The organism is Janthinobacterium sp. NFX145 (assembly GCF_049810325.1).
Classification (GTDB): Bacteria; Pseudomonadota; Gammaproteobacteria; order Burkholderiales; family Burkholderiaceae_D; genus Janthinobacterium; species Janthinobacterium rivuli.
On the sequence record NZ_CP187360.1, the window covers coordinates 2841388 to 2861559 of the forward strand.

Sequence of the window (20172 nt, forward strand, 5' to 3'; positions counted from 1 at the left end):
GACCCTCAGGGTCTGACCCCAGCAGTTCCGCCTTTCGGGTTGAAAAGGCTGAACGTCATACATCAGGATCAGGAGACAACATGACCGACATCGAACTGGATAATTTATACACCGAGCTGTGCCACACCATGGGCGGCCTGGGCGAGCAGCGTTCGCCCCTGTTCCTGGCCCGCTTCGCCTTGCTGGCCATGGGCGCCATCGGCAAGGCCGACGTGGTGCAGGGCTTGCTGCGCGACGCGGCCGACGGCCTGGCGGAGCCGGCATGATCGCCGCCGGCTACCAAAGCGGCTTCGGCAACGAATTTGCCACGGAAGCCGTGCCCGGCGCCTTGCCGCAGGGGCAGAATTCGCCGCAGCAGGCGCCATTGGGCCTGTATGCGGAACAACTCTCGGGCACGGCCTTCACGGCGCCGCGCGCGCAAAACCGGCGCTCGTGGCTGTACCGCATCCGTCCCGCCAGCCAGCATCCGCCATTTACCCTGGCGGAAAATACCCGGATCGTCAGCGATTTCCACGCCATGCCCCCCACGCCGCCGAACCAGCTGCGCTGGGACCCGCTGCCGTTGCCCGACGGCGCGACGCCAACGGACTTCATCGACGGCTGGCAAACGATGGCCGGCAATGGCAGCGCTGAAACGATGAGCGGCTGCGCCATCCACGTGTACGCTGCCAACCGCTCGATGCAGCGCTTCTTTTACTCGGCCGATGGCGAATTGCTGGTCGTGCCGCAGGAGGGCAGGCTGGCGATCGCCACGGAACTGGGCTTGATCGAGCTGGCACCGCAGGAAATCGCCGTGATTCCGCGTGGCGTGCGCTTCCGCGTGACCCTGCCCGATGGCGCGGCGCGCGGCTATGTGTGTGAAAACTTCGGCACGGCCTTCCGCCTGCCGGACATGGGGCCCATCGGCTCGAACGGCCTGGCCAACAGCCGCGATTTCCTCACGCCGCACGCGGCCTACGAAGACATCGACGGCGCGTGCGAACTGCTGGCCAAGTTCGGCGGCCACCTGTGGCGCACTACTCTCGACCATTCACCGCTGGACGTGGTGGCCTGGCATGGCAATTACGCGCCCTATAAATACGATTTGCGCCGTTTTAACACCATCGGCTCGATCAGCTACGACCATCCGGACCCGTCGATCTTCCTCGTGCTGCAGGCGCCGAGCGAGAACCCGCTATTTGGCGCCATCGACTTTGCCATCTTCCCGCCGCGCTGGCTGGCCGCCGAACACACGTTCCGCCCGCCCTGGTTCCACCGCAACGTGGCCAGCGAATTCATGGGCCTGATCCACGGCGTGTACGACGCCAAGGCGGCCGGCTTCGTGCCTGGCGGTGCCAGCCTGCACAACTGCATGTCCGGCCACGGTCCCGATGCGCAGACCTTTGAGAAGGCCTCGCACAGCGACACGTCCGCGCCCGTGAAGGTGGGCGACACCATGGCCTTCATGTTCGAAACGCGCACCATCCTCAAGCCCACGCCATTCGCCTTGAACAGTGAACTGCTGCAAAACGATTATTTCGAGTGCTGGCAAGGCTTGCGCAAGCATTTCGACCCGGAGCCGTGACAGCTACACGGTTCGGCTTGCTCAAGTGATCAGTGCGGCAGGCACACGCGTCCCGCCACATTGATCACGTCGTCGCCCGCATGCGCGCGCAGTTGCAGCAACATCAGGGCCACGCCCAACATCAGCGCAGCGGCGCAGAGTTTCTTGTGCATCGTCTTTTCCGTTTTCACTATCTATGGAGGTGTTCAGCGATATTATTGCCGAAATTCATCGTGCGGGCTGAGCTTGTGCCAGGCGTGCTTTACAATTATGCATCGTGCGCATCCGCGCCATCTGAATTCTATGCATAGTATGTGAAGGGAATGACAAGCCTGTGACTTCCAAACCGATCAAGATCGCCGCCACCGTTGTCGTGGCACTCGCCGCTGGTGCCGGCATTTATAGCTACACGCGTCCCGCAGCCACCGCCACGCCCGGCGCACCCGCATCCGGCAGCCCGGCCGCCGCCGCCCAATCGACCGTCGATACGGCCGCCGTAGCCAGCCAGTTCCGCGACTTGCTGGGCAATTTCCGCAAGATCATCGTGCTGCTGGCTGACGAGCAAAGTCTGCCGGAAGGCGCGCGCGACGAAGCCCGTAAAGTGGGGCAGGCGCTGTTCCATGAAAACCAGGAACGCATCGCCAAGCTTGATCTTGCGCTCGACCAGCTGACGGCGCCCACCAATCCGGGCCGCTTCGAGGCGCTCGACAGCCTGTTGACGTATATCGAATCCGATCCCGGCCTGTATGACGCGGACCGCCTGGCTTTTCGTGAACTGCTGCAAAGCATGCTGGCCGACGTGGCCAAGGATTCGTCCTTGCCCGCCATCAAGCTGCACAAGCGTATTTCCGAAGACCTTGATGCGCTGGGCGAGATCGAGCGCAATTACGAGAAAGAAATCCGGCAAATCTTCGGCAGCCTGGGCCAGCGCGCCATCGAACTCAAGCGCGAGCGGTGGGACGATTATGTGGCGCAGCTGAAAAAACTCTACAGCCGCGACCAGATACTCAAGGAAAATGGCATCGTCGTACCGTATGCAGTACCCCCGGCTGGTTCCGTGCCCGAAGCCAAGCCCGTGCCAAAAAAAGATGAGGCGGAAATCTTCGGCCTGGGCTTGCCGAAGAAAACCATCGTGCTGACCTTTGACGATGGTCCGCACCGCCGCTACACGGAAGAAATCAGCGCCATTTTGAAACAATATGGCGTGCCTGCCGTGTTCTTCAACGTGGGCCGCAACCTCGGTTCGCTCGATGCGCAAGGCCACGCCAAGCTGAACGCGGGCGCGGAAGTAAGCCGCAAGCTGATGAAAGAAGGCTATGCCGTGGGTAACCACAGTTTCAGTCACGCACAATTGTCGAAACAGACGGGCGACAAGCTGAAAGGCGAAATCCTCGGCACCGACACTTTATTGAAGGCCATCAGCCCCGAGCGGGCCGCGCTGTTCCGCTTCCCGTATGGCGCGCGCAACAGCGAAGGCATGGCCGCGCTGGCCGATGCGCATTTGAAATCCGTGATGTGGAATATCGATTCGCTCGATTGGGCCGACCCCGTGCCTAGTTCCATCACGAACCGCGTGCTGGCGTCCGTCGACAAGGCGGGACGCGGCATCGTCCTGTTCCACGACATCCATGAACGCACGGTAAAAGCCTTGCCGGCCGTGCTCGACAAGCTGATCGCGGAAGGCTATCAATTCGCGGGCTGGGATGGCACCAGCTTCCAGGTGGCAAAAAGCACGGCCCCGGCGCCCGAGAAAGTGCCCGTGACCACCGGTTACGCCAATTCCTGGGCCGTCGTGATCGGCATCGACGATTATGCGAAGTGGCCGAAATTGCAATATGCGGTGCGCGACGCGCAAGGCATCCGCGAAACGCTGATTGAAAAGTTTGCGTTTGCGCCCGAGCGCGTCGTGACCCTGAAAAATGGCGAAGCGACGCGCAACAACATCCTGGCCGCTTTCCACGACAAGCTGGCCCATGGTGGCGTGCAAAAGAATGACCGTATCTTCGTCTTTTTCGCCGGCCACGGCGCCACGCGCAAGCTGAGCTCGGGACGCGACCTGGGCTACATCGTGCCCGTCGATTCCGACCCGGCGCAGTTCGCCACGGATGCGATCCCGATGACGGAAATCCAGAATATCGCGGAATCGCTGACGGCCAAGCACGCGTTCTTCGTCATGGACGCCTGCTACAGCGGCTTGGGCCTGACACGCGGCGCCGGTTCCAGTTCCTTCCTGCGCGACAACGCCAAGCGCATCGGCCGGCAAATGCTGACGGCTGGCGGCGGCGACCAGCTGGTGGCCGACGGCGGGCCGAACGGTCACTCCGTGTTCACGTGGACCCTGTTGCAGGGCCTGGCGGGCAAGGGCGACCTGAACGGCGACGGCCTCATCACGGCCACGGAACTGGCGGCGTATGTGGCGCCGGCCGTGTCCAGCGTATCGAACCAGACGCCCGCGTTCGGCAGCTTGCCTGGCTCGGAAGGGGGAGATTTCGTGTTTGAATTGCCGGGCGAGACGGAATTCCTCAGCCCGAATACGACGCAGTTGTCGACGGAAGCCATCGCCCTGAACAGCAAGCTCGATGCGAAACCGGCGGCGGCCAGCGTCACGGTGAAGGATTTGCAGGGCGGCGAACAGAAGATCGTCACGCCGGGCGCCGTGCCGAGCTCGACGCGTCAGCTGGCGCAGCGGGCCAACGACCGCGGCTTGCAGCTGTACAAGGAGAAACAGTATGCGGCGGCGGAAGCGCAATTTACGGAAGCGCTGAAACTGCGTCCCGACTTCGCGCTGGCGGCGAATAACCTGGGTTTTGTCTTCTACAAGCAGGAAAAGTTCCGCGAAGCGGCCCGCTGGTTTGAAAACACGGTCAAGATGGATCCGTCGCGCGCCATTGCCTATTTGAACCTGGGCGACGCCTATGCCAAGGCCGGCGATGCGGCCAAAGCGAAAGCCGCCTATAAAACCTATCTGGAACTGGCGCCGACGGCGGCGACGGCTCCGGCCGTGCGGCAAAAAATGGAAAAGCTGTAAGCGTGTCCGGCAGCTTGCCCATCGTCCACGTGTTTGCCTGCAGCGGGCGTTTCCCCAAATGGGAAGCGCTGCAGGCCTACTTGTCGCCCACGTACACGGAGGATGGCGATGCCGTGCCGTCGCCGTTCTTCCTGGAAACGGGCCTCACGTGCTATGAGCCAGCCTGCTTTGAAAGCGCCATGCTGGCCTCGCCCGTGCCGCTGGCACAGTTGCTCGATGGCGTGTCGTATGGCGACAGCTGGCTGGCGCAGGCGTGCGCGGACGCGGATGGGCAGCACTTGCTGGCTGACACGAGCGTGTGCGTGTTTGCGCCGAACCAGCTGGCGCACCCGCAGCGCAGTTCGCTGCATTACGTGGGCAGCTACCATTACCGGGTGGATTGATCGCCATCCTGGCGGTCCTCATGCAATAGCTTGTTGACGGCCGCCAGCAGGCTGGTGCCCGACGTGGTGATGAAACGAGCGCCGGCCGCCTCCGCTTCCGTGCCGTAACTGGCGACCGTATCTTTGCTGCAATACACGATGATCGGTAGCGCGGGCAGCGCCTGGCGCACTTCGCGCACCGTGCGCACGCCCGCATCCTTGATGCGGCGGCGGTTTTCCACCCGTGCCATGTCCGTGATGAACAGCGCGTAAGGCTTCTGTTGCAGCATGGCCAGCGCCTGCCGCGTCGATACGGCCTGGTCCACCTTGATGTTTTCCCGTTCCAGTTGTTCCACCAGCAAGGTATTGTTGCGCGGATGGTCGTCCAGCCACAGCACCAGGCTGGCGGGCTTTTTCTCCGCCGGCATGCCGGCCAGGGCCGTGACGGCCGCGTCCCCGTCCGGCGGATGCGCCAGCAGCAGCTGCGTGACGGCTTCCTGCATGTCGTCGAGCGATTTTTGCTGCAAACGGCTCAGTTCCGTCACTTCGATTTCCTTGCCGCTCTCCAGGCGCACGGATTCGTTCTTGACCATGCTGTCGGCCCGCTTGATCATGATGGACAGGTAGATGCGCGTGAGCAGGTAGCCGATCAAAAAACCATGCACGGAAAAGAACAGCATGATGCCGCCCACGACGGCCATGGCCGTGCCCGTATCGGTGGCCAGGCTCGGTGCGATGAAGGCGGCCATGCTGCGCGCGCTGCCGGGCAGGCTTTTGAGCTCGATCAAGCCCACGCCGACGATGATTTTCGTCAGCCAGTCCGATACTTCCACCAGATTTGAATTGATTTCCATGGGCGTGGGCGTGCCCAGGAACAGGGTATTGCTGGGGTTTGCGGCCGCCGCATCGGCCCCGGCGGCCGGCGGCTCGTCCGTGGGGCGGGCCTTGCCATTGGTGCGCTCGTCGGGCGGGGCTGCGTTGACGGTGCCCGATGGCAGGGTGCGCGGTATGCCGAACAAAAAGCCCAGCAGCATGCCGCTGACGCAAAATCCCAGGCTCCACAGCAGTGCCGGCACGGCGTGGTAGTAGGGCGGCAGCAGGGCGCCTGCCAGCACGGCCAGCAAGCCCGCCAGCAGGATGAACAGCAGGATATACGGCAGCGCATCGCGCTTGCGCACGGCGGCGGCGTTTGTTGCCTTGCCGGTGCTATCGCCCAGGTCCATGATCGTTCCTTCAAAAAATACTGAATCCAAACAAGCTGCCATCCACGTATATATCGGGTAGGCTAGACCAGGCCGTGGGCCCATATTGACATCATAAAAACTGGAGACGCGATGCGATTGAGAAAACGCAAACTGGTAGCAGCTTGTGCACTGGCATTGTTGGGCATGGGGCGCCAGGCGGCGGCGCAGGACCCGGCCGAGGCCGTCGCCATCGCCGATGAGGCGCGCACGGTAAGAGTGGCGGGCCATTACGACAACGCCGTCGGCACCTCGGATGCGGCCAGCCAGGGCGTCATCACTACTGAATTGATTGTCAACCGGCCTGCCTTGCGTACGGGCGAATTGCTGGAATTCGTGCCGGGGCTGATCGTCACCCAGCACAGCGGCGACGGCAAGGCCAACCAGTACTTTTTGCGCGGCTTTAATCTTGACCATGGCACGGATTTCGCCACGTATGTCGACGGCATGCCCGTCAACATGCGCACGCATGCGCACGGCCAAGGCTATTCCGACCTCAATTTCCTCATTCCCGAGCTGGTGCAGCGCATCGATTACAAGAAGGGGCCGTATTTTGCCGGCGAGGGTGATTTCGCCTCGGCAGGCAGCGCCCGCATCCGCCTGGCCGATAAATTACCGCAAGGCCAGGCCAGCGTGTCCGTGGGCCAGCACGGCTATCTGCGCGGCGTCGTCGCCGATTCGGTCGCGGCCGGGTCTGGCACCTTGCTGGTTGGCCTGGAAGTGAACCGCAACAACGGTCCCTGGGACGTGCCGGAGCGCGTGCGCAAGGTCAGCGGCGTGCTGCGCTACAGCCAGGGCACGCAAGATGACGGTTTCAGCGTGACGGGTATGGCGTATAAAAACAGCTGGAACGCCACCGACCAGGTGCCGCTGCGCGCCGTGGAATCGGGCCAGATCGGCCGTTTCGGCAGCCTGGCGCCCAGCGACGGCGGCGACACCTCGCGCTACAGCCTGTCGTACGCGATGCGCAAGCGCACGGAAAACCGCTTGTTCGAACTCGACGCCTACCTGATCCGCTCGCAGCTGGAACTCAGTAGCGATTTCACCTACTTCCTGGCCGACCCGGTAGCCGGCGACCAGTTCCAGCAAAGCGAGCGGCGCACGGTGGCGGGCGTGAACGCCAGCGAAAGCTGGACCACACAGCTGTTCGGTCTTCCCCTGCGCAACAAGCTGGGCGTGCAGGCGCGCTATGACCGCCTGTCGCCCGTGGGGCTGTACAACACGGTGAACAGAGTACGGCAAAGCACGGTGCGCGAAGACCGGGTGCGCGAAGCCAGCATCGGCCTGTATGGCGAAAACACGGTGCAATGGCTGCCCTGGCTGCGTTCCGTGGCGGGCGTGCGCTATGACGCCTACCGTTTCAATGTGGACAGCAGTATCGCCGGCAACAGCGGCGCGGCAAATGACCACGTGGTGTCGCCGAAGCTGTCATTGATCCTTGGTCCCTGGGGCAAGACGGAATTCTTCGTGAACTACGGAAAAGGTTTTCATAGCAACGACGCGCGCGGCACGACGCAGACGCGCCTGCCGGACGGCGAAGCGTCCACGCCCGTCACGCCTTTGGTGCCGACGAAAGGCATGGAATTGGGCGCGCGCACGGAATGGCTGCCGGGCCTGCAAAGCTCGCTGGCCCTGTGGCGCCTCGACATCGCGTCAGAATTGCTGTTCGTCGGTGACGCGGGCGAGACGGAGCCCAGCCGCGCCAGCCGCCGCCACGGCATCGAGTGGAACAACCATTACATAGCCGCGCCATGGCTGCTGTTCGACCTGGACCTGGCCGCCTCGCGCTCGCGCTATACGGAAAACGACCCCGCCGGCAATTTTATCCCCGGCTCGATTGACAAGGTGGCCTCGTTCGGCGTGACGGTGACGGATCAGGGGCCGTGGTCGGGCGCCTTCCAGCTGCGCTACTTCGGCCCTCGTCCCTTGATCGAGGACAATAGCGTGCGCTCCGCTTCCACCACCTTGGCCTACGCGCGCGTGTCGTATCAGCTCAACCGCAAGACGCGCATTGCGCTCGACGTGTTCAACCTGTTCGACAAGCGCGCCAGCGACATCGATTATTACTACGCGTCGCGCCTGCCCAGCGAGGCCACGGAAGGGGTGAACGACCGGCATTTCCATCCGGTCGAACCGCGTTCCGCGCGCCTGACCTTGTCATATGCGTTCTGAAAACGGTAGACTGGGGCATGACAGATCACTTGGTAAATACCAGCAAATTCCTTTCCCTGATCCTGCGCCACGCCCCCGAGAAAATCGGCCTGGCGCTCGATCCAAACGGCTGGGCCGACATCGGCCAGCTGCTGGCGCTGGCTGCCCAGCATGGCCGACGCCTTTCCCGTGAACAATTGGATGACGTGGTGGCGCTCGACAGCAAGACGCGCTATGCCATCAGTGATGATGGCTTGCGCATCCGCGCCAATCAGGGGCATACGCTGGCGGCCGTCGATATCGCCTTGCCGCCCGCCACGCCACCGGCCATGCTGTACCACGGCACGGCCAGCCGCTTTGTCGAGGCGATCCGCGCCGGCGGTTTGCTGCCAGGCTCGCGCAATCATGTGCACCTGTCGTCCAGCCGTGAAACGGCCGTGGCCGTCGGTGCGCGCCATGGCAAGCCCGTCGTGCTGACGGTGGATGCGGCCGCCATGCGGGCGCAGGGCCACGTGTTTTATGTATCGGACAATGGCGTGTGGCTGACGCAGGCCGTGCCGGTGGCATTCATCGGTTTTCCCTGACTAATGGCGTAGCGCCCTGGCCTTGGTTTGGCCTTGGCGCTTGCGGCGCCAGATCAGCACGCCCGTCACGCTCAGGCCCGCCACCAGCATGCCCATGGCGCAGATGAACAGTTTGAAAGGCCAGCCCCACATCGAGGCCATGTGCAGGGCGCTGATCCAGCTGCGGATGGTGTCGCCGCTGGCTGCGCCCGTGGGCAGCCAGGCGGCCAGCTGCCGGCCGCTGGCCGCATCGAAAAAGACGGTGGTGAGACCCTTGTGGGCGCGCACGTCGCGGCTGCTGCGCACGTTGTAGCTGTACACGCCCAGCGCGCGCTCGTAGGCCAGCGCATTTTCCTCGATGATCGTGAAAGAGTGCTGGCGCGCCAGCGCGTCCATCAACTGGCGGCCCTGCGCGCGCGCGGCCGGCCAGTCCAGCTGCTGGCCCGGCGACGGCGTGTGCCGCGCGACGATTTCCTCGGCACCCTGGTGGGCAAACAGCGGATGCATGATGGCCGCATAGGCGCCGTACAGGTTGAAGGCGACGCCGCTCCACGCAAACACCAGCAGCATGGCCCACAGCCACAGGCCGCCCGCGCGGTGCAGGTCGAATATGAGTTTATAGCTGCCGCCATTGCGGCGCAGCAGCCAGGACGGGCGCCAGCGCAGCAGCCACGGTTTTGCTCCCGGCGCGCGTTTCTTCAGGCGCGCGGGGAAGGTCAGGGCGGCGCCGATGAAGCAGTCGAGCGTCCACACGATGGCGACCAGACCGAACACCAGCAAGCCTGTGTCGCCCAGCGCCAGCGCGTAATGCAGGCGCTCGATGAAGGGCAGCAGGTTGATGGCGCCCTGGCTGATGGCGCCCCAGCGGCGCTGGCCAAGAATCGCGCCCGTGTAGGGATCGACGAACACCTCGTCGCTGGCCAGCGGCGCGTCGGCCGCCGGACGCAGGTAAAACACCATGCTGTGGCCTTGTGGCGCGGACAGCGGCGCGTAGCTCACCTGCGCTTGGGGAAAGCGCGCGGCGACGGATTCGCGCAGCAGCAGGGCGTCGAGCGGCACGGCGCCCGGCGTGGGCGGCGCGGCGCGGAAGACGGCGGGCAGCATGGCTGCCTCCAGTTCATCCTTCCACGCGAGCGCGCCGCCCGTCACGCCCGCGACGATGAGGAAGCCGGCCATCAGCAGGCCGGCATAGCGGTGCATGGCCGCCAAGACAGGGCGCATCAGAACCTGTACATCGCGCTGACGTTGGCCGTGCGTTCGGCATTGCGGTAGCACAGGTTGGGCAGGTAGCCGCAGTCATACAGGGTCTGCTTGTTCAGCACATTGTTCACGTTGAGGGCGAACTGCCATGGCCCGCGCGACACGCCCAGCGCCGCATCCCACTGCGTCAGGCCGCCATTGCGGATATTCAGGTTCTCGCCATCGGAGTTCGAGCGCATGGCGCCGAGAAAACGCATGCCCAGCGCCGCATACGCGGGCAGGCTGCCGGCCAGCGTGAACGACTGGCGCGCCCAGGCCGAGGCGCTGTGGCGCGGTGCGCCCGCCTGCTGCAAGCCCAGGTCGCCGTTATTGCTCTTTGTGACCTCCGTATCGAGGTAGGTGTATTGGGCGATCAGGCTCAGACGGCTGGCGAGCTCCGTGCGCGCTTCCAATTCCAAGCCGCGCGAACCGACTTTCCCCGTTTGCTGCAGGCGGCCCGGGTTGCCGATGTCGGACGTGGTGACGTTGTCGCGCACCAGGTCGAACACGGCCGCCGTGTAGCTGGCGCGCTGGCCCACGGGTTCGTAGCGCACGCCCGCCTCGAACTGCTTGCCGCGCGACGGTTTCAAGGCGTCGCCGTTGGCCGTGATGCCCAGCTCGGGCGAGAACGAGGTGGCGTAGCTGACATACGGCGCCCAGCCGCCATCGAACAGGTAGACGGCGCCCACGCGGCCCGTGGTGGCCGATGGCGACTGGTGGAAGTCGGGTTTGACGGCGCCGCTATGGAGGTCTGTGACGTCGCGCGACTGCGTGGCCTTGTCGCGGCGCAGGCCCGCCGTGACCACCCAGCGGTCCCATTTCAATTGATCCTGCGCGTACAGGCCCAGCTGGCGCGACGGCGCTTCGGCGCGCGTGGGCGCCTTGGCCGGAACCAGGGGCTGCTTGCCATACACGGGCTGGTACAGGTCGATCGGTTCGATAAAACCCTTCTGATGGCGGTAGTCGTCCGTGTTGCGGATATTCGCGTAATCGACGCCCAGCAGCACCTGGTGCGCCAGGCCGCCGGTGGCAAACCGTGCCTGCAGCTGCGTATCGGCGAACAGGCTTTTCGACGCCGTATCGACGGGCATGAAATAGCGCTCCACCGTGCCGTCGTCATTCAGGCCGCCGGGGAACATGTCCGTGCGGTCGTTCTTCAGGCGCGTGTAGCGCAGGTTCTGGCGCAGCGACCAGGTATCGTTGAACGTGTGCTCGAACTCGTAACCCAGCATGGTGTTGCGGCGCTTGAAGCGGTTATCGTCGCCCATCAGGTTGACTTCTGGATCGACCTGGCCGCGCGGGCCAGGCTGCAGCAGCTGGTTGGGAAACGCGTACTGCTGGTTGTCCTGCTCGTAGCGGGCCAGCAGAGTCAGACGCGTGGCGGGGCCGGCCTGCCACGTCAGCGAGGGGGCGAAGTACAGGCGGTTGTCGCGGTCGCGGTCCAGCCGCGTATGGGCTTCGCGGCCCAGCATGACGACCCGGTAAGTCCAGGCGCCCGGCGCGTCGATGGCGCCGCCCACGTCGGCTTTCAGCTGGCGGCGCTGGTAGCTGCCGTACTCAATCCCCACTTCGCGCACGGCGTCCGCGCTGGGACGCTTGCTGACGGCGTTGACCATGCCGCCCGGCGGAATCTGCCCGTACAGCACGGACGCGGGGCCGCGCAGCACTTCCAGGCGTTCCAGGCCATACGGTTCGATCGAGGCGCCAAAGGTGCGGCCCGAATTGCGCAAGCCATCTTGCAGGATGCCGTTCGTCTCGATGGTGAAACCGCGCAGCAGCGAGGAGTCGTCGCTGCCCAGCGGGCGCTGGTTCGGCGTCACGCCGGCCGTGTAGCGCAGGGTCTCGTCGAGCGATTCGGCATTGCGGTCGCTGATTTCATCGGCCGTGACGATGGACACGGATTGCGGGTTTTCATGCAGGGCCGTATCCGTCTTGGTGGCCGAGCCGGCGCGCCGCGCCACATAGCCGCGCACGGGGCCCGTCGCTGTTTCGCGTTCGCTGCTGGCATTGATGGTGATGGCGGGCAGGGTGGCGCTGGCCTGGGCCGGTGCCGTCTGTGCGCCTGCCGGCGCTGGTGCATTCTCCGCCCGCAGCGCATACGCGCCGTTGGCGCCCGCCACCACGCGCACGCCCTGGCCGCGCAGCAGTTCCTCGAAACCCTGGCGCACCGTGTAGCTGCCCGCCAGGCCGCCGCTGTGCTTGCCCTGCAACAGGGCCGCATCGGCCGACAGTTCCACGCCGGCCGCGCTGGCGAACGTGGTCAAGGCCCGTTCCAGCGGTCCGGCGGGCACCGCGTACTGGCGTTTCGCTTGCGTAGTCTCTAACGTCTGGGCGTGGGCGGCTGGTGCCGTGACGGCCAGGGCGCCGGCTGCGGCGCCAGCCAGGAACAGGGCCTGGATGGTGGCAGCGAGGGGAAATGGACGCAGTTTGTGCGCGGGTGCGCTCAGGCGAGGGGGCATGGTGCAAATCCTTGGAAAGTGGCGGGGAAAAAATCGGTTCTTCCCGTATTCCGAACGAAAAGCCAAAACCCTCAAGGTTTTTTCACTTATTTTGCATATATTTTTCAGGCGGCGGGGCGCGGTCCTACGCTGACCCAGTAGCGCGTGCGGTAGCGCAGTTGCACGGGCAGGCTGGCGGCCAGGTTGGCCAGCGAGCGGTCCGTGTCGCGCAGCGAATACACGCCCGTCACGCGCAGGCCGGCGATGGATGCGTCGCAGCGCAGCACGCCGTGACGGTAACGCCCCAGTTCGGCCAGCAGCTGATCCAGGCGCATACGCTCGGCAACCAGGCTGCCATCGGCCCAGGCGGCGGCGCTGTCTTCGACGTTCGTCACATCTTGCACCTCCCGGCGCGTATAGCCGGCTTGCTGGCCGGCCTGCAGGTGTAGTGAGGGGGCGCCGTCCCGCACCGGCTGCAGGGCGACTGCGCCCTGGAACACGGCGACACGGCTCTCGTCGTCATCGAGGCGCACACTGAAGCGCGTGCCCAGCGCCGTGGCCGTGCCTTGCGGCGTTGCCACCAGCAGCGGACGATAGACGGGCGCCGCTTCGCGGGCGCTGGTGACGAGGATGGCGCCGGCGCGCAGCACGATGCGCCGTTCGCCAGCGCTGTATGCCACGTCGATGGCGCTGGCCGTGTCGAGCACCACGTGCGTGCCGTCGGCAAGCGCGATGGCGCGCGTCTCGCCGACCGACGTGCGGTAATCGCCGGCGGCGCGCTGCCACAGGTCCGTTTCGTGCGCCAGCAGGGCCGTGCCGCCGCCCGCCGCGATCAGCCCCAGCAGCTGCAAGGCGCGCCGGCGGCCGATGGCATGGCGCGGTGCTGGCGTGAGGGCGCCGCGCGCCACGTCGCGCGGCAGGGCCTCGAATTGCCGGGCGAAGCGCTGCAGCCGGGCCCAGGCCCGTTCGTGCTCGGGGTGGGAGGCGCGCCAGGCGGCGCAGGCGTCGGCATCGGCCGCGCTGGCGTCCTCCGCCCACAGCCGCGCCATCCACTCGGCGGCGCGCTGCAGCACGGCGGGGGCGATGGGCGCGCTGTCCAACGGGGAGCTCATGCAAATTGCGCCGCACAGCAGGCCAGCAGGGCGCGGGCGATGTATTTTTCCACCGACGAGACGGAAACGTCGAGGCGCGCGGCGATGTCGGCGTAGGCCATGCCGTCCAGTTTACACAGCAAAAAGGCCTCGCGTACCTTATTTGGCAGGCTGGCCAGGATGGCGTCGATTTCCATCAGCGCTTCGACGATCAGCGCGCGCATTTCCGGCGTGGGCGCGGCCGCTTCCGGTTGCGCGGCGATGGCGTCCGCGTAGGCTGACTCGATATGCCGGCGGCGGAACAGGTCCACCAGCAGGCCGTTGGCGATCTGCGCCAGATGCTGGCGCGATTCGTCCGGTTCGGGTGCACGGCCGCGCGCGAGGATGCGCAGATAGGTGTCGTGCGCCAAGTCGGCCGCATCGAAGGCGTTGCCCAGCTTGCGGCGCAGCCAGCCCTGCAGCCAGCCGTGGTGGTTGCTGTAGAGGACTTCGATTTGCCGGTGCAGTTCCAGTTCGGGGCCTAGCATGCCACCTTTCCATGCCATGGTCCGCGGGACAGTCCGGCCTTGATGCGATTGAGAATTGTTCGTATTGTAGCCCGATTGCGCGCGCTTGTGGCTCGCTAGTGGCTGTCCAACAACGCCGTCAGGCCGAAATCAGCTTGATATCGGCCACCCGCTCCACCAGCCACACACACGCCACCAGCGCGATGGCCAGCGAGCCCACGGTCAGCATTTGCCGGTACAACCACGTCTTGCGCAGCAGCCAGGCGAGGGGCAGGAAGGCGGCGACGATGGCCAACTGGCCCAGTTCCACGCCCACGTTAAAGCCCAGCAGGCTGGCCAGCAAGGAACCCTGCGGCAAGCCCAGGTCGCGCAGTACGCTGGCAAAGCCGAAACCGTGGATCAGGCCAAACGCGAAGGCGGCCACGGGGCGCTTGCCCCGGAATAGCGGCAGCAGATTGTTCAGCGCGGCCAGGATCACGGAAGCGGCAATGGCCGACTCCACCCAGCGCGATGGCAGCGAGATGAGCGAGAGGCTGGCCAGGCTCAAGGTGATGGAGTGGGCCAAAGTGAACGCCGTGACGACTTTGAAAACGTCAATAAAAGCCGCATTCAAACCCAGATGCAAAGTCTGGGGTCGGACCCTCAGGGTCCGACCCCGGTTTTCTGCCGTTGGGTTTAAGCGCTTTTGTTGCTCGCTTATACCAGGCAGCAGCACGGCCGGCAGCAGTAAAGACAGCAAAAACAAAATATGGTCGTAGCCGATCCAGATATGCCAGATGCCGTGCTTGACGTAGGCGCCGAACTGCGCGAGGCGGTCGGGCGCGGCCAGTGAAATCGTCTGGCGCGGGCTGTCTGGGTCGAAGATGGCCGTTTGCGTATTGCCACCGCTATCGATTTTGACGAGTCCCTTGTGCTGCGGATCGAGGTCGGCGAACAAGGTGTAGCCGATGGCGAGACTGGCCGGGGCGGCGCCGGGACAGCTGGCCTGGAAGCGCAGCACGCTGTAGGCGCCGTCCGTATGATGGTCGATCAGCTGCTCGACGGCTTTCAGGGGGCACACGCCCTGGTCGCTGGCGACCTGCAGGCGCTGCAAGGCGTAGGCGGCGATGGCGTCGTGGCGCGCGCGGATTTCATTCCACGTCAGCGCGCCGTCGCCATTGCCATCGAGGCCGATGGCGAAATCGAGGTCGCGCAGGGCGATATCCCATTGTCCCTCGATCTGCTGGCCGTGCACGGCCAGGCTCAGGTAGCTGTCGCTGGGCTTGTGGGCTTGGGCGGGCGCGAGCCACATCCACAGAAGCAAAACCATGCAAGGCAGACGCAGTTTCACAGGGCACCCGCTTTCTTTGCACTACTGAGTTTCTGCCCATCCTGCGGCCCCAGCTGCCTGACGAGGCGCTGCAGGGCCACGTCTTCCACGCCATTGGCTGTGATCCAGGCCAGTACGGGCTGTGCCGCCGAATAGTTGCGCGCGGCGAGGGCCGCTTCCAGCAGGATGCGCATGTCGGGCACTTCCTTCTGGATGGCCCAGTTCTTCTGCGCCAGTTGCAGGGCGGCCGGCACATCCTGTTGTACAAACAGGGCGAAACGGGCTTGTTCGCGCTGGTGCACGGTGTCGCCGCGCTGCATGGCGGCGTTGAAGCGGGCGGCCAGTTCCGCCTTCGCCGCCAGGAAGGCTGGCTGCTGGCCGGGCAGCGCCTGCAGGGCGAGCGCGTAACGCAGCAGCAGGGCGTCGATGCGCTGCTGCTCTTTCAATAGTTTGACGACTTCCTGCGGGCGCTGGCGGTCGAGCAGGAAATCCGCGTAGGCGCCCAGCAGATAGCTGTCGCGCGGCTGCTGCGCCAGCGCCCTGGTGTAGCGCGCTTCGGCCAGCGCTGATTCTCCGCGCCGCGTGGCCATTTCCGCCAGCAGGGTTGCGGCCCAGCTTTCCAGTTCGGGCGCCGCGCCGGCGCTTCTTTGCAAGGTCAGATCCAGCAGGCGCTCGCTGCTGGCGGCGCGGCCCGTGACGCTGGCGATATTGGCAAGGCAGGTGACGGTGACGAGCTGCGTCGTCAAGGCCGACAGCCGGGCGCAGCTTGCGGTCGCCTGGGTGTAGTCGCCCTGCACGGTGAGGACTGTCGCGCGCGTCAGCCAGGCCTGGCCGTTTTGCGGCTGCTGCGCGATGACGGCGTCGAGATCCTGCAGGGCGGGGCCGAAATGGTGGGTGCTTTGCAAAATGGTGGCGCGCAGCAAACGCACGGGGACGGGCGGCGCCGCCTGCCGCCACCAAGGGGCCAGCGCCGCTTGCGCATAACCGAGGTAACGCGGATCCGTGTCGCTGCGCGCCAGGGCAATGTAGCGCTGCGCCAGGCCGCTGGCCAGGGCCAGGTCTTGCGGGGTGGTATTCAATTGCTGGCGCAAGGCGCGCAGTTCAAGTTGCGTGGCGTCGGCGCGGCGCGGCAGCTGTTCGATGACGGCGCCGCCATCTTTCGGCGTGTAGGGCGCGGCCCATGCCAGCAAGGGCAGGCAGGCGCACAACAGGGAAATCGGTGTTTTCATCGTGGACGCCATCGACGGTGATTGGTATAGGCGCCGGAGAGCTCACTCGCCGGCGCCCGCACGTTACAGTGGTACCGGCTCCGTATTGTCCGGAGACGTCGCCATGATGGCGTCGATGCCCACGCCATCCTTGTCATCGCTGGTGGTCAGGATGACGTTGCTGACGGCCACATAAAATGCGTCGAGCAGGACGACGGGGGGAGGGTTGACTCCACCGTTATCGCCGCCGTGGCTGCTGCTACCGCCGCCACCGCAGCCGGCCAGCAAGGCCGTGAGCGCCAGGGCGCTGCATGCATAGAGCTTTTTCATCGCGTTCTCCTGGTTACAGCTGCGGCGAACCGGCCACGGGATTTTTCAGGTAGGGGAAGCCTGCCGTAAACGACGTTTCGTCAAGGAAGGCGCCGTCCGTGAAGTGCAGGCCGCCGGCCGGGGCATCGGCCGGGGCGCAGCCGATGTTCAGGGTGCACAGCTTGCCCATGGCCACGCGCAGCACCACGTCGACCACGTCGTCGCCGGGGCGGCGGCCGTTCGGGAAGCCCGCGTTATCGCCGCCGATGACGCCGAGGCGGTTTTGCGCACCGACATTGGTGGCCGCGATCGAGGTGTTCAGGCGCAGCATTTCGGACGCCGTCACGGTGACGGGCTGGTTCACGCCCTTGATGCCCGTCAAAAAGGTGGCCACCAGGTCGTTGCGGGGGAAGTTGGTGGGCGCCTTGGCGCCTGCCGAGCCGTACAGCACTTCCACCAGGGCTGGCGCCGTGGGGTTGGTGACGTAGTCGGCAAATTGCGCGTCGCCCGACGGCTTGCTGGCGTTGAAGCGGTCCTTGTCCTTCAGGCCGATCACCAGTTCATTTACCAACGGCATGCCCAGGCGCGACACTTGCACCCACGCGCCGCCTTCCTTCGAGGCCGCGGTGGCCGTGCCGGGAGCAGGGTTCAGCAGGCGTCCCTGGCGCAGGCTGGCCGTGGTCCAGCCGCCGATGACGGGGTCGCTGCCCGCCGTCAGGCAGGCGGTCGGCACTTCCATCTCGATGGCCGTGACGTTTTTCTTCGCCAGGTCATCCTTGGCAGCGGACTCCGCATTCGCGGCAAACTCCGTGGCGGGCGCCTTGATGTTGATCAAGTCGAACGTTTCGCCCAGGTTGACCACGAACGGGTCCTTGCGCTGGCCGACGAACAGGCGCGCCGGCGTGGCGCAGCCGGGAATGTTGACAGCGTACACATGCTGCGCGGCATACGCGGCGTAATTGGGGATGGCCTTGTTGCCGATATTGTCGACCGGCTTGTCGAAGGTCGTGCCGCCGCCGCTGGCGTTGGTGACGCTGCTGCGCGTGCCCGTGCGGCGGTCGCCCCGCACCACCGTCACGCTGTAGGTTTCGCGCACGTTCAGGCCGGCCGGGTTGACGGAATCGATGGCGCCGCCGTTGATGACGAGCGGAATCGAGACTTTCTTGCCGCCTACGGTGAACTGGCCATCCTTGATGGTGTTGGTGAAGCGGAACTGGAAGGTGAGGTCTTCCTTGCCGTCGCCGTTGTTGTCGATATGGATTTCATACAGGGCGTTCGGGTCCATGGCGAAGTAGTTCGGGCCGCCGTACGCGTCTTGCAGGGGAATATAGTCGGCCACCAGCGTGGTGTAGGCGCCGCGCCCCGTTTCATAGCTACGGAACATATAGAAGTCGGTGGCGTCGACTTTGGGGTTTTGCGTGATGAACGGCGCTTCGCGGTGGCTGGAAGCGAAGGCCGATGGCGCGATGGCCAAAGCCAGCAGGTTGCCCAGTAGGGCGGCGCCCAGTGCGGTTTTCGAGTGTAACAATGACATGTCGATTCTCCCTGATTGTTATGTGCATACATAGGACTAGCGGGAATTACGGGGCTGCATCAGTTGTACGGAGCGCCAGCGCGATCGGATTCATTCCTTGCAAATTAATTTTGGGCAGCGGAATGAACGGCCGTCGATCACCAGGGGCTGGCGCACGAGGTCGAATCTACGTGGATATTGCACGTCAGTAAGAAAAAATATTTTGTGGACAAGAAGAGACGCCGCCACCAGTGATGGCGATAGCCTGTTGCGCTATGTCGCGGCGTTTGCGAAGGCGTGCACGAGGCGTGTGAGAATGCGTGAGTATGCGGATATGGAGACGATAGACGCTCGAAACCCGCTTGACCGGCGCCCCGCTTGCGGGGAGAGTGTGCTTACCAGGCCAGCACTTTGGGCCCGATGGCCGCGCCGATGGCGGTCGGCACCAGCATGCCCAGCACGTACCAGAAGCCGACGAAGCTGGCCGCCAGTTCCGGGCAATGCAGGCAATACACGAGCGCTGCCATGGCGCCGGCGGCAAAGCCGGCGGCCGCGCCGGCCAGGCGCAAGCGCGTGGGCGCCAGCTGGCGCATCAGGCGCAGCACGGCGGCCAGGATGGGCAAGGAGAGGGTGGCGATCAGCAAGGGGCAGCTGCGCCAGGTGGCGCCCCAGAACAGCTCGGCCCGTTGTTCGGGCGGCGCTTCCTGCACGATGATGGCGCCCAGCGCCCACATCAGCAGCAGGGGCATGGCGAGCAGCAGGGGCAGGGCCCGGGTGGCGGCGCCCGGCATGCACAGGCGGCGGCTGACGTGCCAGGCCGCCAGGGAGAGGCAGATGACGAAACCGACCTTGATCCAGAAGTCGGGCAGCAGGGCCAGCTGTTCCAGATTGGGCCGTACGCCCAGCAGCATGGCCATCAGCGCCACGCTGGCCAGCAGCCCGGCGCCCAACGTGGACGCGGCGCGCCAGTGCGTGCCCGGCGGCGGCGCGGCGGCCACGTCGGGGCCGCTGGCCAGCATGGCGATCAAGTCATCGGTTTTCATGGTGTCGTTATCCTCAAGTTGGCCGCCAGTGCCTTCAAGCCGCGATGCACGGCCACTTTGACGCTGGCTTCCGAAATCTGCATGGCCACGGCCGTGTCGCGCACGGACCAGCCATCGAGCTTGGTATGCACGATGGCGTCGCGCTGCTGCGCGGGCAAGCTGGCCAGCAGCTTGGCCAGGTCGCGGCTGGCTTCGGCCGCCTCCGCGTCGGCGCTGGAAAACAGTTCCTGCGCGCTATCTTCTTCGTCATACGGCAAGTGCTGCGCCTCGCGCCGCGCATGCCGGCGCAGCCAGTCGATCAATTTATAGCGCGCAATCGCATGAATCCACGACGTCAGCGGCACGCCCGTATCGTAGGTCAAGCGCTGGTTGTGGATGGCCAGCAAACACTCCTGCACCAGGTCTTCCACGTCGTCCGGCCAGCGCTGCAGGCGTTTGCGCAGGAACGCGCGCAAATGGCCGCTGGTGGCTTGCAAGAAACTGCGGTAAGCCGCCGCATCGCCATCGAGTCCGCGCAGCATCAAGCCATGCAGCCGCAGTTCCGTGCCATGCAGGTGTTCGCTTACAGGTATTCGTTGCATGCAGGCCTTTGGTGACAGGCGTTGAAAAAAATAAATTCAAAAATAAT

General features: G+C 65.0%; 18 protein-coding genes. 6 read left to right on the top strand and 12 right to left on the bottom strand.

The window, feature by feature from the left end; all coding sequences use genetic code 11:
• Window positions 1-80: 80 nt before the first annotated feature.
• Both ACPJXG_RS12685 and hmgA read left to right on the top strand, forming a co-directional pair.
• Entirely contained in the window at window positions 81-266 is a 186-nt protein-coding gene (locus ACPJXG_RS12685) for a DUF2783 domain-containing protein (protein ID WP_092708909.1), read from the top strand.
• Window positions 263-1564, top strand: a complete 1302-nt coding sequence (gene hmgA, locus ACPJXG_RS12690; RefSeq protein ID WP_035819294.1) for a homogentisate 1,2-dioxygenase — start codon at window positions 263-265, stop codon at window positions 1562-1564. The genes ACPJXG_RS12685 and hmgA overlap by 4 nt, the downstream gene beginning before the upstream one ends.
• A gap of 29 nt (window positions 1565-1593) precedes the next feature.
• On the opposite strand, the gene ACPJXG_RS12695 is transcribed toward hmgA, so the two are convergent.
• Window positions 1594-1716 carry a hypothetical protein gene (locus ACPJXG_RS12695; protein ID WP_255206395.1) on the bottom strand — a complete coding sequence of 41 codons (123 nt, stop codon included), beginning with the start codon at window positions 1714-1716 and terminating at the stop codon, window positions 1594-1596.
• A 161-nt stretch (window positions 1717-1877) separates the two neighbouring features.
• On the opposite strand from ACPJXG_RS12695, the gene ACPJXG_RS12700 reads away from it, so the two are divergent.
• Together ACPJXG_RS12700 and ACPJXG_RS12705 are read left to right on the top strand one after the other, a co-directional pair.
• On the top strand, window positions 1878-4571 hold the full coding sequence (locus ACPJXG_RS12700) for a polysaccharide deacetylase family protein (RefSeq protein ID WP_425254468.1): 2694 nt from the start codon (window positions 1878-1880) through the stop codon (window positions 4569-4571).
• Window positions 4572-4573: 2 nt separating this feature from the next.
• Window positions 4574-4954, top strand: a complete 381-nt coding sequence (locus ACPJXG_RS12705; protein WP_425254469.1) for an immunity 22 family protein — start codon at window positions 4574-4576, stop codon at window positions 4952-4954.
• Here ACPJXG_RS12705 and ACPJXG_RS12710 read toward each other — a convergent pair.
• Entirely contained in the window at window positions 4939-6156 is a 1218-nt protein-coding gene (locus ACPJXG_RS12710) for a response regulator (protein WP_425254470.1), read from the bottom strand. The two genes, ACPJXG_RS12705 and ACPJXG_RS12710, sit on opposite strands and share 16 nt — an antisense overlap.
• Before the next feature lie 111 nt (window positions 6157-6267).
• Here ACPJXG_RS12710 and ACPJXG_RS12715 point away from each other — a divergent pair, with 111 nt between their 5' ends.
• Both ACPJXG_RS12715 and ACPJXG_RS12720 read left to right on the top strand, forming a co-directional pair.
• The gene (locus ACPJXG_RS12715; protein WP_425254471.1) at window positions 6268-8346 is read left to right on the top strand and encodes a TonB-dependent receptor; all 2079 of its coding nucleotides are present in this window, start codon (window positions 6268-6270) and stop codon (window positions 8344-8346) included.
• Between the two features lie 17 nt (window positions 8347-8363).
• Entirely contained in the window at window positions 8364-8909 is a 546-nt protein-coding gene (locus ACPJXG_RS12720; protein WP_402718406.1) for an RNA 2'-phosphotransferase, read from the top strand.
• On the opposite strand, the gene ACPJXG_RS12725 is transcribed toward ACPJXG_RS12720, so the two are convergent.
• The 10 genes from ACPJXG_RS12725 to ACPJXG_RS12770 all read right to left on the bottom strand — a co-directional run bounded on the left by ACPJXG_RS12725 (window position 8910) and on the right by ACPJXG_RS12770 (window position 20125).
• Window positions 8910-10109, bottom strand: coding sequence for a PepSY-associated TM helix domain-containing protein (locus tag ACPJXG_RS12725; protein ID WP_425254472.1), 1200 nt, complete (start codon window positions 10107-10109; stop codon window positions 8910-8912).
• Complete coding sequence (locus tag ACPJXG_RS12730) at window positions 10109-12586, bottom strand: TonB-dependent siderophore receptor (protein WP_425254473.1); 2478 nt, start codon at window positions 12584-12586, stop codon at window positions 10109-10111. Before ACPJXG_RS12730 ends, ACPJXG_RS12725 begins: the two co-directional genes overlap by 1 nt.
• 104 nt (window positions 12587-12690) lie before the next feature.
• Window positions 12691-13677, bottom strand: a complete 987-nt coding sequence (locus ACPJXG_RS12735) for a FecR domain-containing protein (RefSeq protein ID WP_425254474.1) — start codon at window positions 13675-13677, stop codon at window positions 12691-12693.
• Complete coding sequence (locus tag ACPJXG_RS12740) at window positions 13674-14183, bottom strand: sigma-70 family RNA polymerase sigma factor (protein WP_425254475.1); 510 nt, start codon at window positions 14181-14183, stop codon at window positions 13674-13676. The genes ACPJXG_RS12735 and ACPJXG_RS12740 overlap by 4 nt, the downstream gene beginning before the upstream one ends.
• Before the next feature lie 118 nt (window positions 14184-14301).
• Window positions 14302-15471, bottom strand: a complete 1170-nt coding sequence (locus ACPJXG_RS12745; RefSeq protein WP_425254476.1) for a HupE/UreJ family protein — start codon at window positions 15469-15471, stop codon at window positions 14302-14304.
• 17 nt (window positions 15472-15488) lie between these two features.
• A complete protein-coding gene (locus ACPJXG_RS12750; protein WP_425254477.1) occupies window positions 15489-16700 on the bottom strand; it encodes a hypothetical protein in 1212 nt (403 codons plus the stop codon).
• A 63-nt stretch (window positions 16701-16763) separates the two neighbouring features.
• Window positions 16764-17009, bottom strand: coding sequence for a hypothetical protein (locus ACPJXG_RS12755; protein ID WP_425254478.1), 246 nt, complete (start codon window positions 17007-17009; stop codon window positions 16764-16766).
• Window positions 17010-17022: 13 nt separating this feature from the next.
• A complete protein-coding gene (locus ACPJXG_RS12760) occupies window positions 17023-18522 on the bottom strand; it encodes a DUF4331 domain-containing protein (protein ID WP_425254479.1) in 1500 nt (499 codons plus the stop codon).
• 374 nt (window positions 18523-18896) lie between these two features.
• Window positions 18897-19544, bottom strand: a complete 648-nt coding sequence (locus ACPJXG_RS12765) for an NrsF family protein (protein WP_425254480.1) — start codon at window positions 19542-19544, stop codon at window positions 18897-18899.
• The gene (locus tag ACPJXG_RS12770; protein ID WP_176390831.1) at window positions 19541-20125 is read right to left on the bottom strand and encodes a sigma-70 family RNA polymerase sigma factor; all 585 of its coding nucleotides are present in this window, start codon (window positions 20123-20125) and stop codon (window positions 19541-19543) included. The genes ACPJXG_RS12765 and ACPJXG_RS12770 overlap by 4 nt, the downstream gene beginning before the upstream one ends.
• Between the last annotated feature and the right edge of the window lie 47 nt (window positions 20126-20172).

What these genes read in the sequence shown, in the direction of transcription:
- ACPJXG_RS12685 (WP_092708909.1), top strand. Translation starts at nt 81, where the DNA reads ATGACCGACATCGAACTGGATAATTTATACACCGAGCTGTGCCACACC.
- hmgA (WP_035819294.1), top strand. Translation starts at nt 263, where the DNA reads ATGATCGCCGCCGGCTACCAAAGCGGCTTCGGCAACGAATTTGCCACG.
- ACPJXG_RS12695 (WP_255206395.1), bottom strand. Translation starts at nt 1,716, where the DNA reads ATGCACAAGAAACTCTGCGCCGCTGCGCTGATGTTGGGCGTGGCCCTG.
- ACPJXG_RS12710 (WP_425254470.1), bottom strand. Translation starts at nt 6,156, where the DNA reads ATGGACCTGGGCGATAGCACCGGCAAGGCAACAAACGCCGCCGCCGTG.
- ACPJXG_RS12715 (WP_425254471.1), top strand. Translation starts at nt 6,268, where the DNA reads ATGCGATTGAGAAAACGCAAACTGGTAGCAGCTTGTGCACTGGCATTG.
- ACPJXG_RS12720 (WP_402718406.1), top strand. Translation starts at nt 8,364, where the DNA reads ATGACAGATCACTTGGTAAATACCAGCAAATTCCTTTCCCTGATCCTG.
- ACPJXG_RS12725 (WP_425254472.1), bottom strand. Translation starts at nt 10,109, where the DNA reads ATGCGCCCTGTCTTGGCGGCCATGCACCGCTATGCCGGCCTGCTGATG.
- ACPJXG_RS12730 (WP_425254473.1), bottom strand. Translation starts at nt 12,586, where the DNA reads ATGCCCCCTCGCCTGAGCGCACCCGCGCACAAACTGCGTCCATTTCCC.
- ACPJXG_RS12735 (WP_425254474.1), bottom strand. Translation starts at nt 13,677, where the DNA reads ATGAGCTCCCCGTTGGACAGCGCGCCCATCGCCCCCGCCGTGCTGCAG.
- ACPJXG_RS12740 (WP_425254475.1), bottom strand. Translation starts at nt 14,183, where the DNA reads ATGCTAGGCCCCGAACTGGAACTGCACCGGCAAATCGAAGTCCTCTAC.
- ACPJXG_RS12745 (WP_425254476.1), bottom strand. Translation starts at nt 15,471, where the DNA reads ATGGTTTTGCTTCTGTGGATGTGGCTCGCGCCCGCCCAAGCCCACAAG.
- ACPJXG_RS12750 (WP_425254477.1), bottom strand. Translation starts at nt 16,700, where the DNA reads ATGAAAACACCGATTTCCCTGTTGTGCGCCTGCCTGCCCTTGCTGGCA.
- ACPJXG_RS12755 (WP_425254478.1), bottom strand. Translation starts at nt 17,009, where the DNA reads ATGAAAAAGCTCTATGCATGCAGCGCCCTGGCGCTCACGGCCTTGCTG.
- ACPJXG_RS12760 (WP_425254479.1), bottom strand. Translation starts at nt 18,522, where the DNA reads ATGTCATTGTTACACTCGAAAACCGCACTGGGCGCCGCCCTACTGGGC.
- ACPJXG_RS12765 (WP_425254480.1), bottom strand. Translation starts at nt 19,544, where the DNA reads ATGAAAACCGATGACTTGATCGCCATGCTGGCCAGCGGCCCCGACGTG.
- ACPJXG_RS12770 (WP_176390831.1), bottom strand. Translation starts at nt 20,125, where the DNA reads ATGCAACGAATACCTGTAAGCGAACACCTGCATGGCACGGAACTGCGG.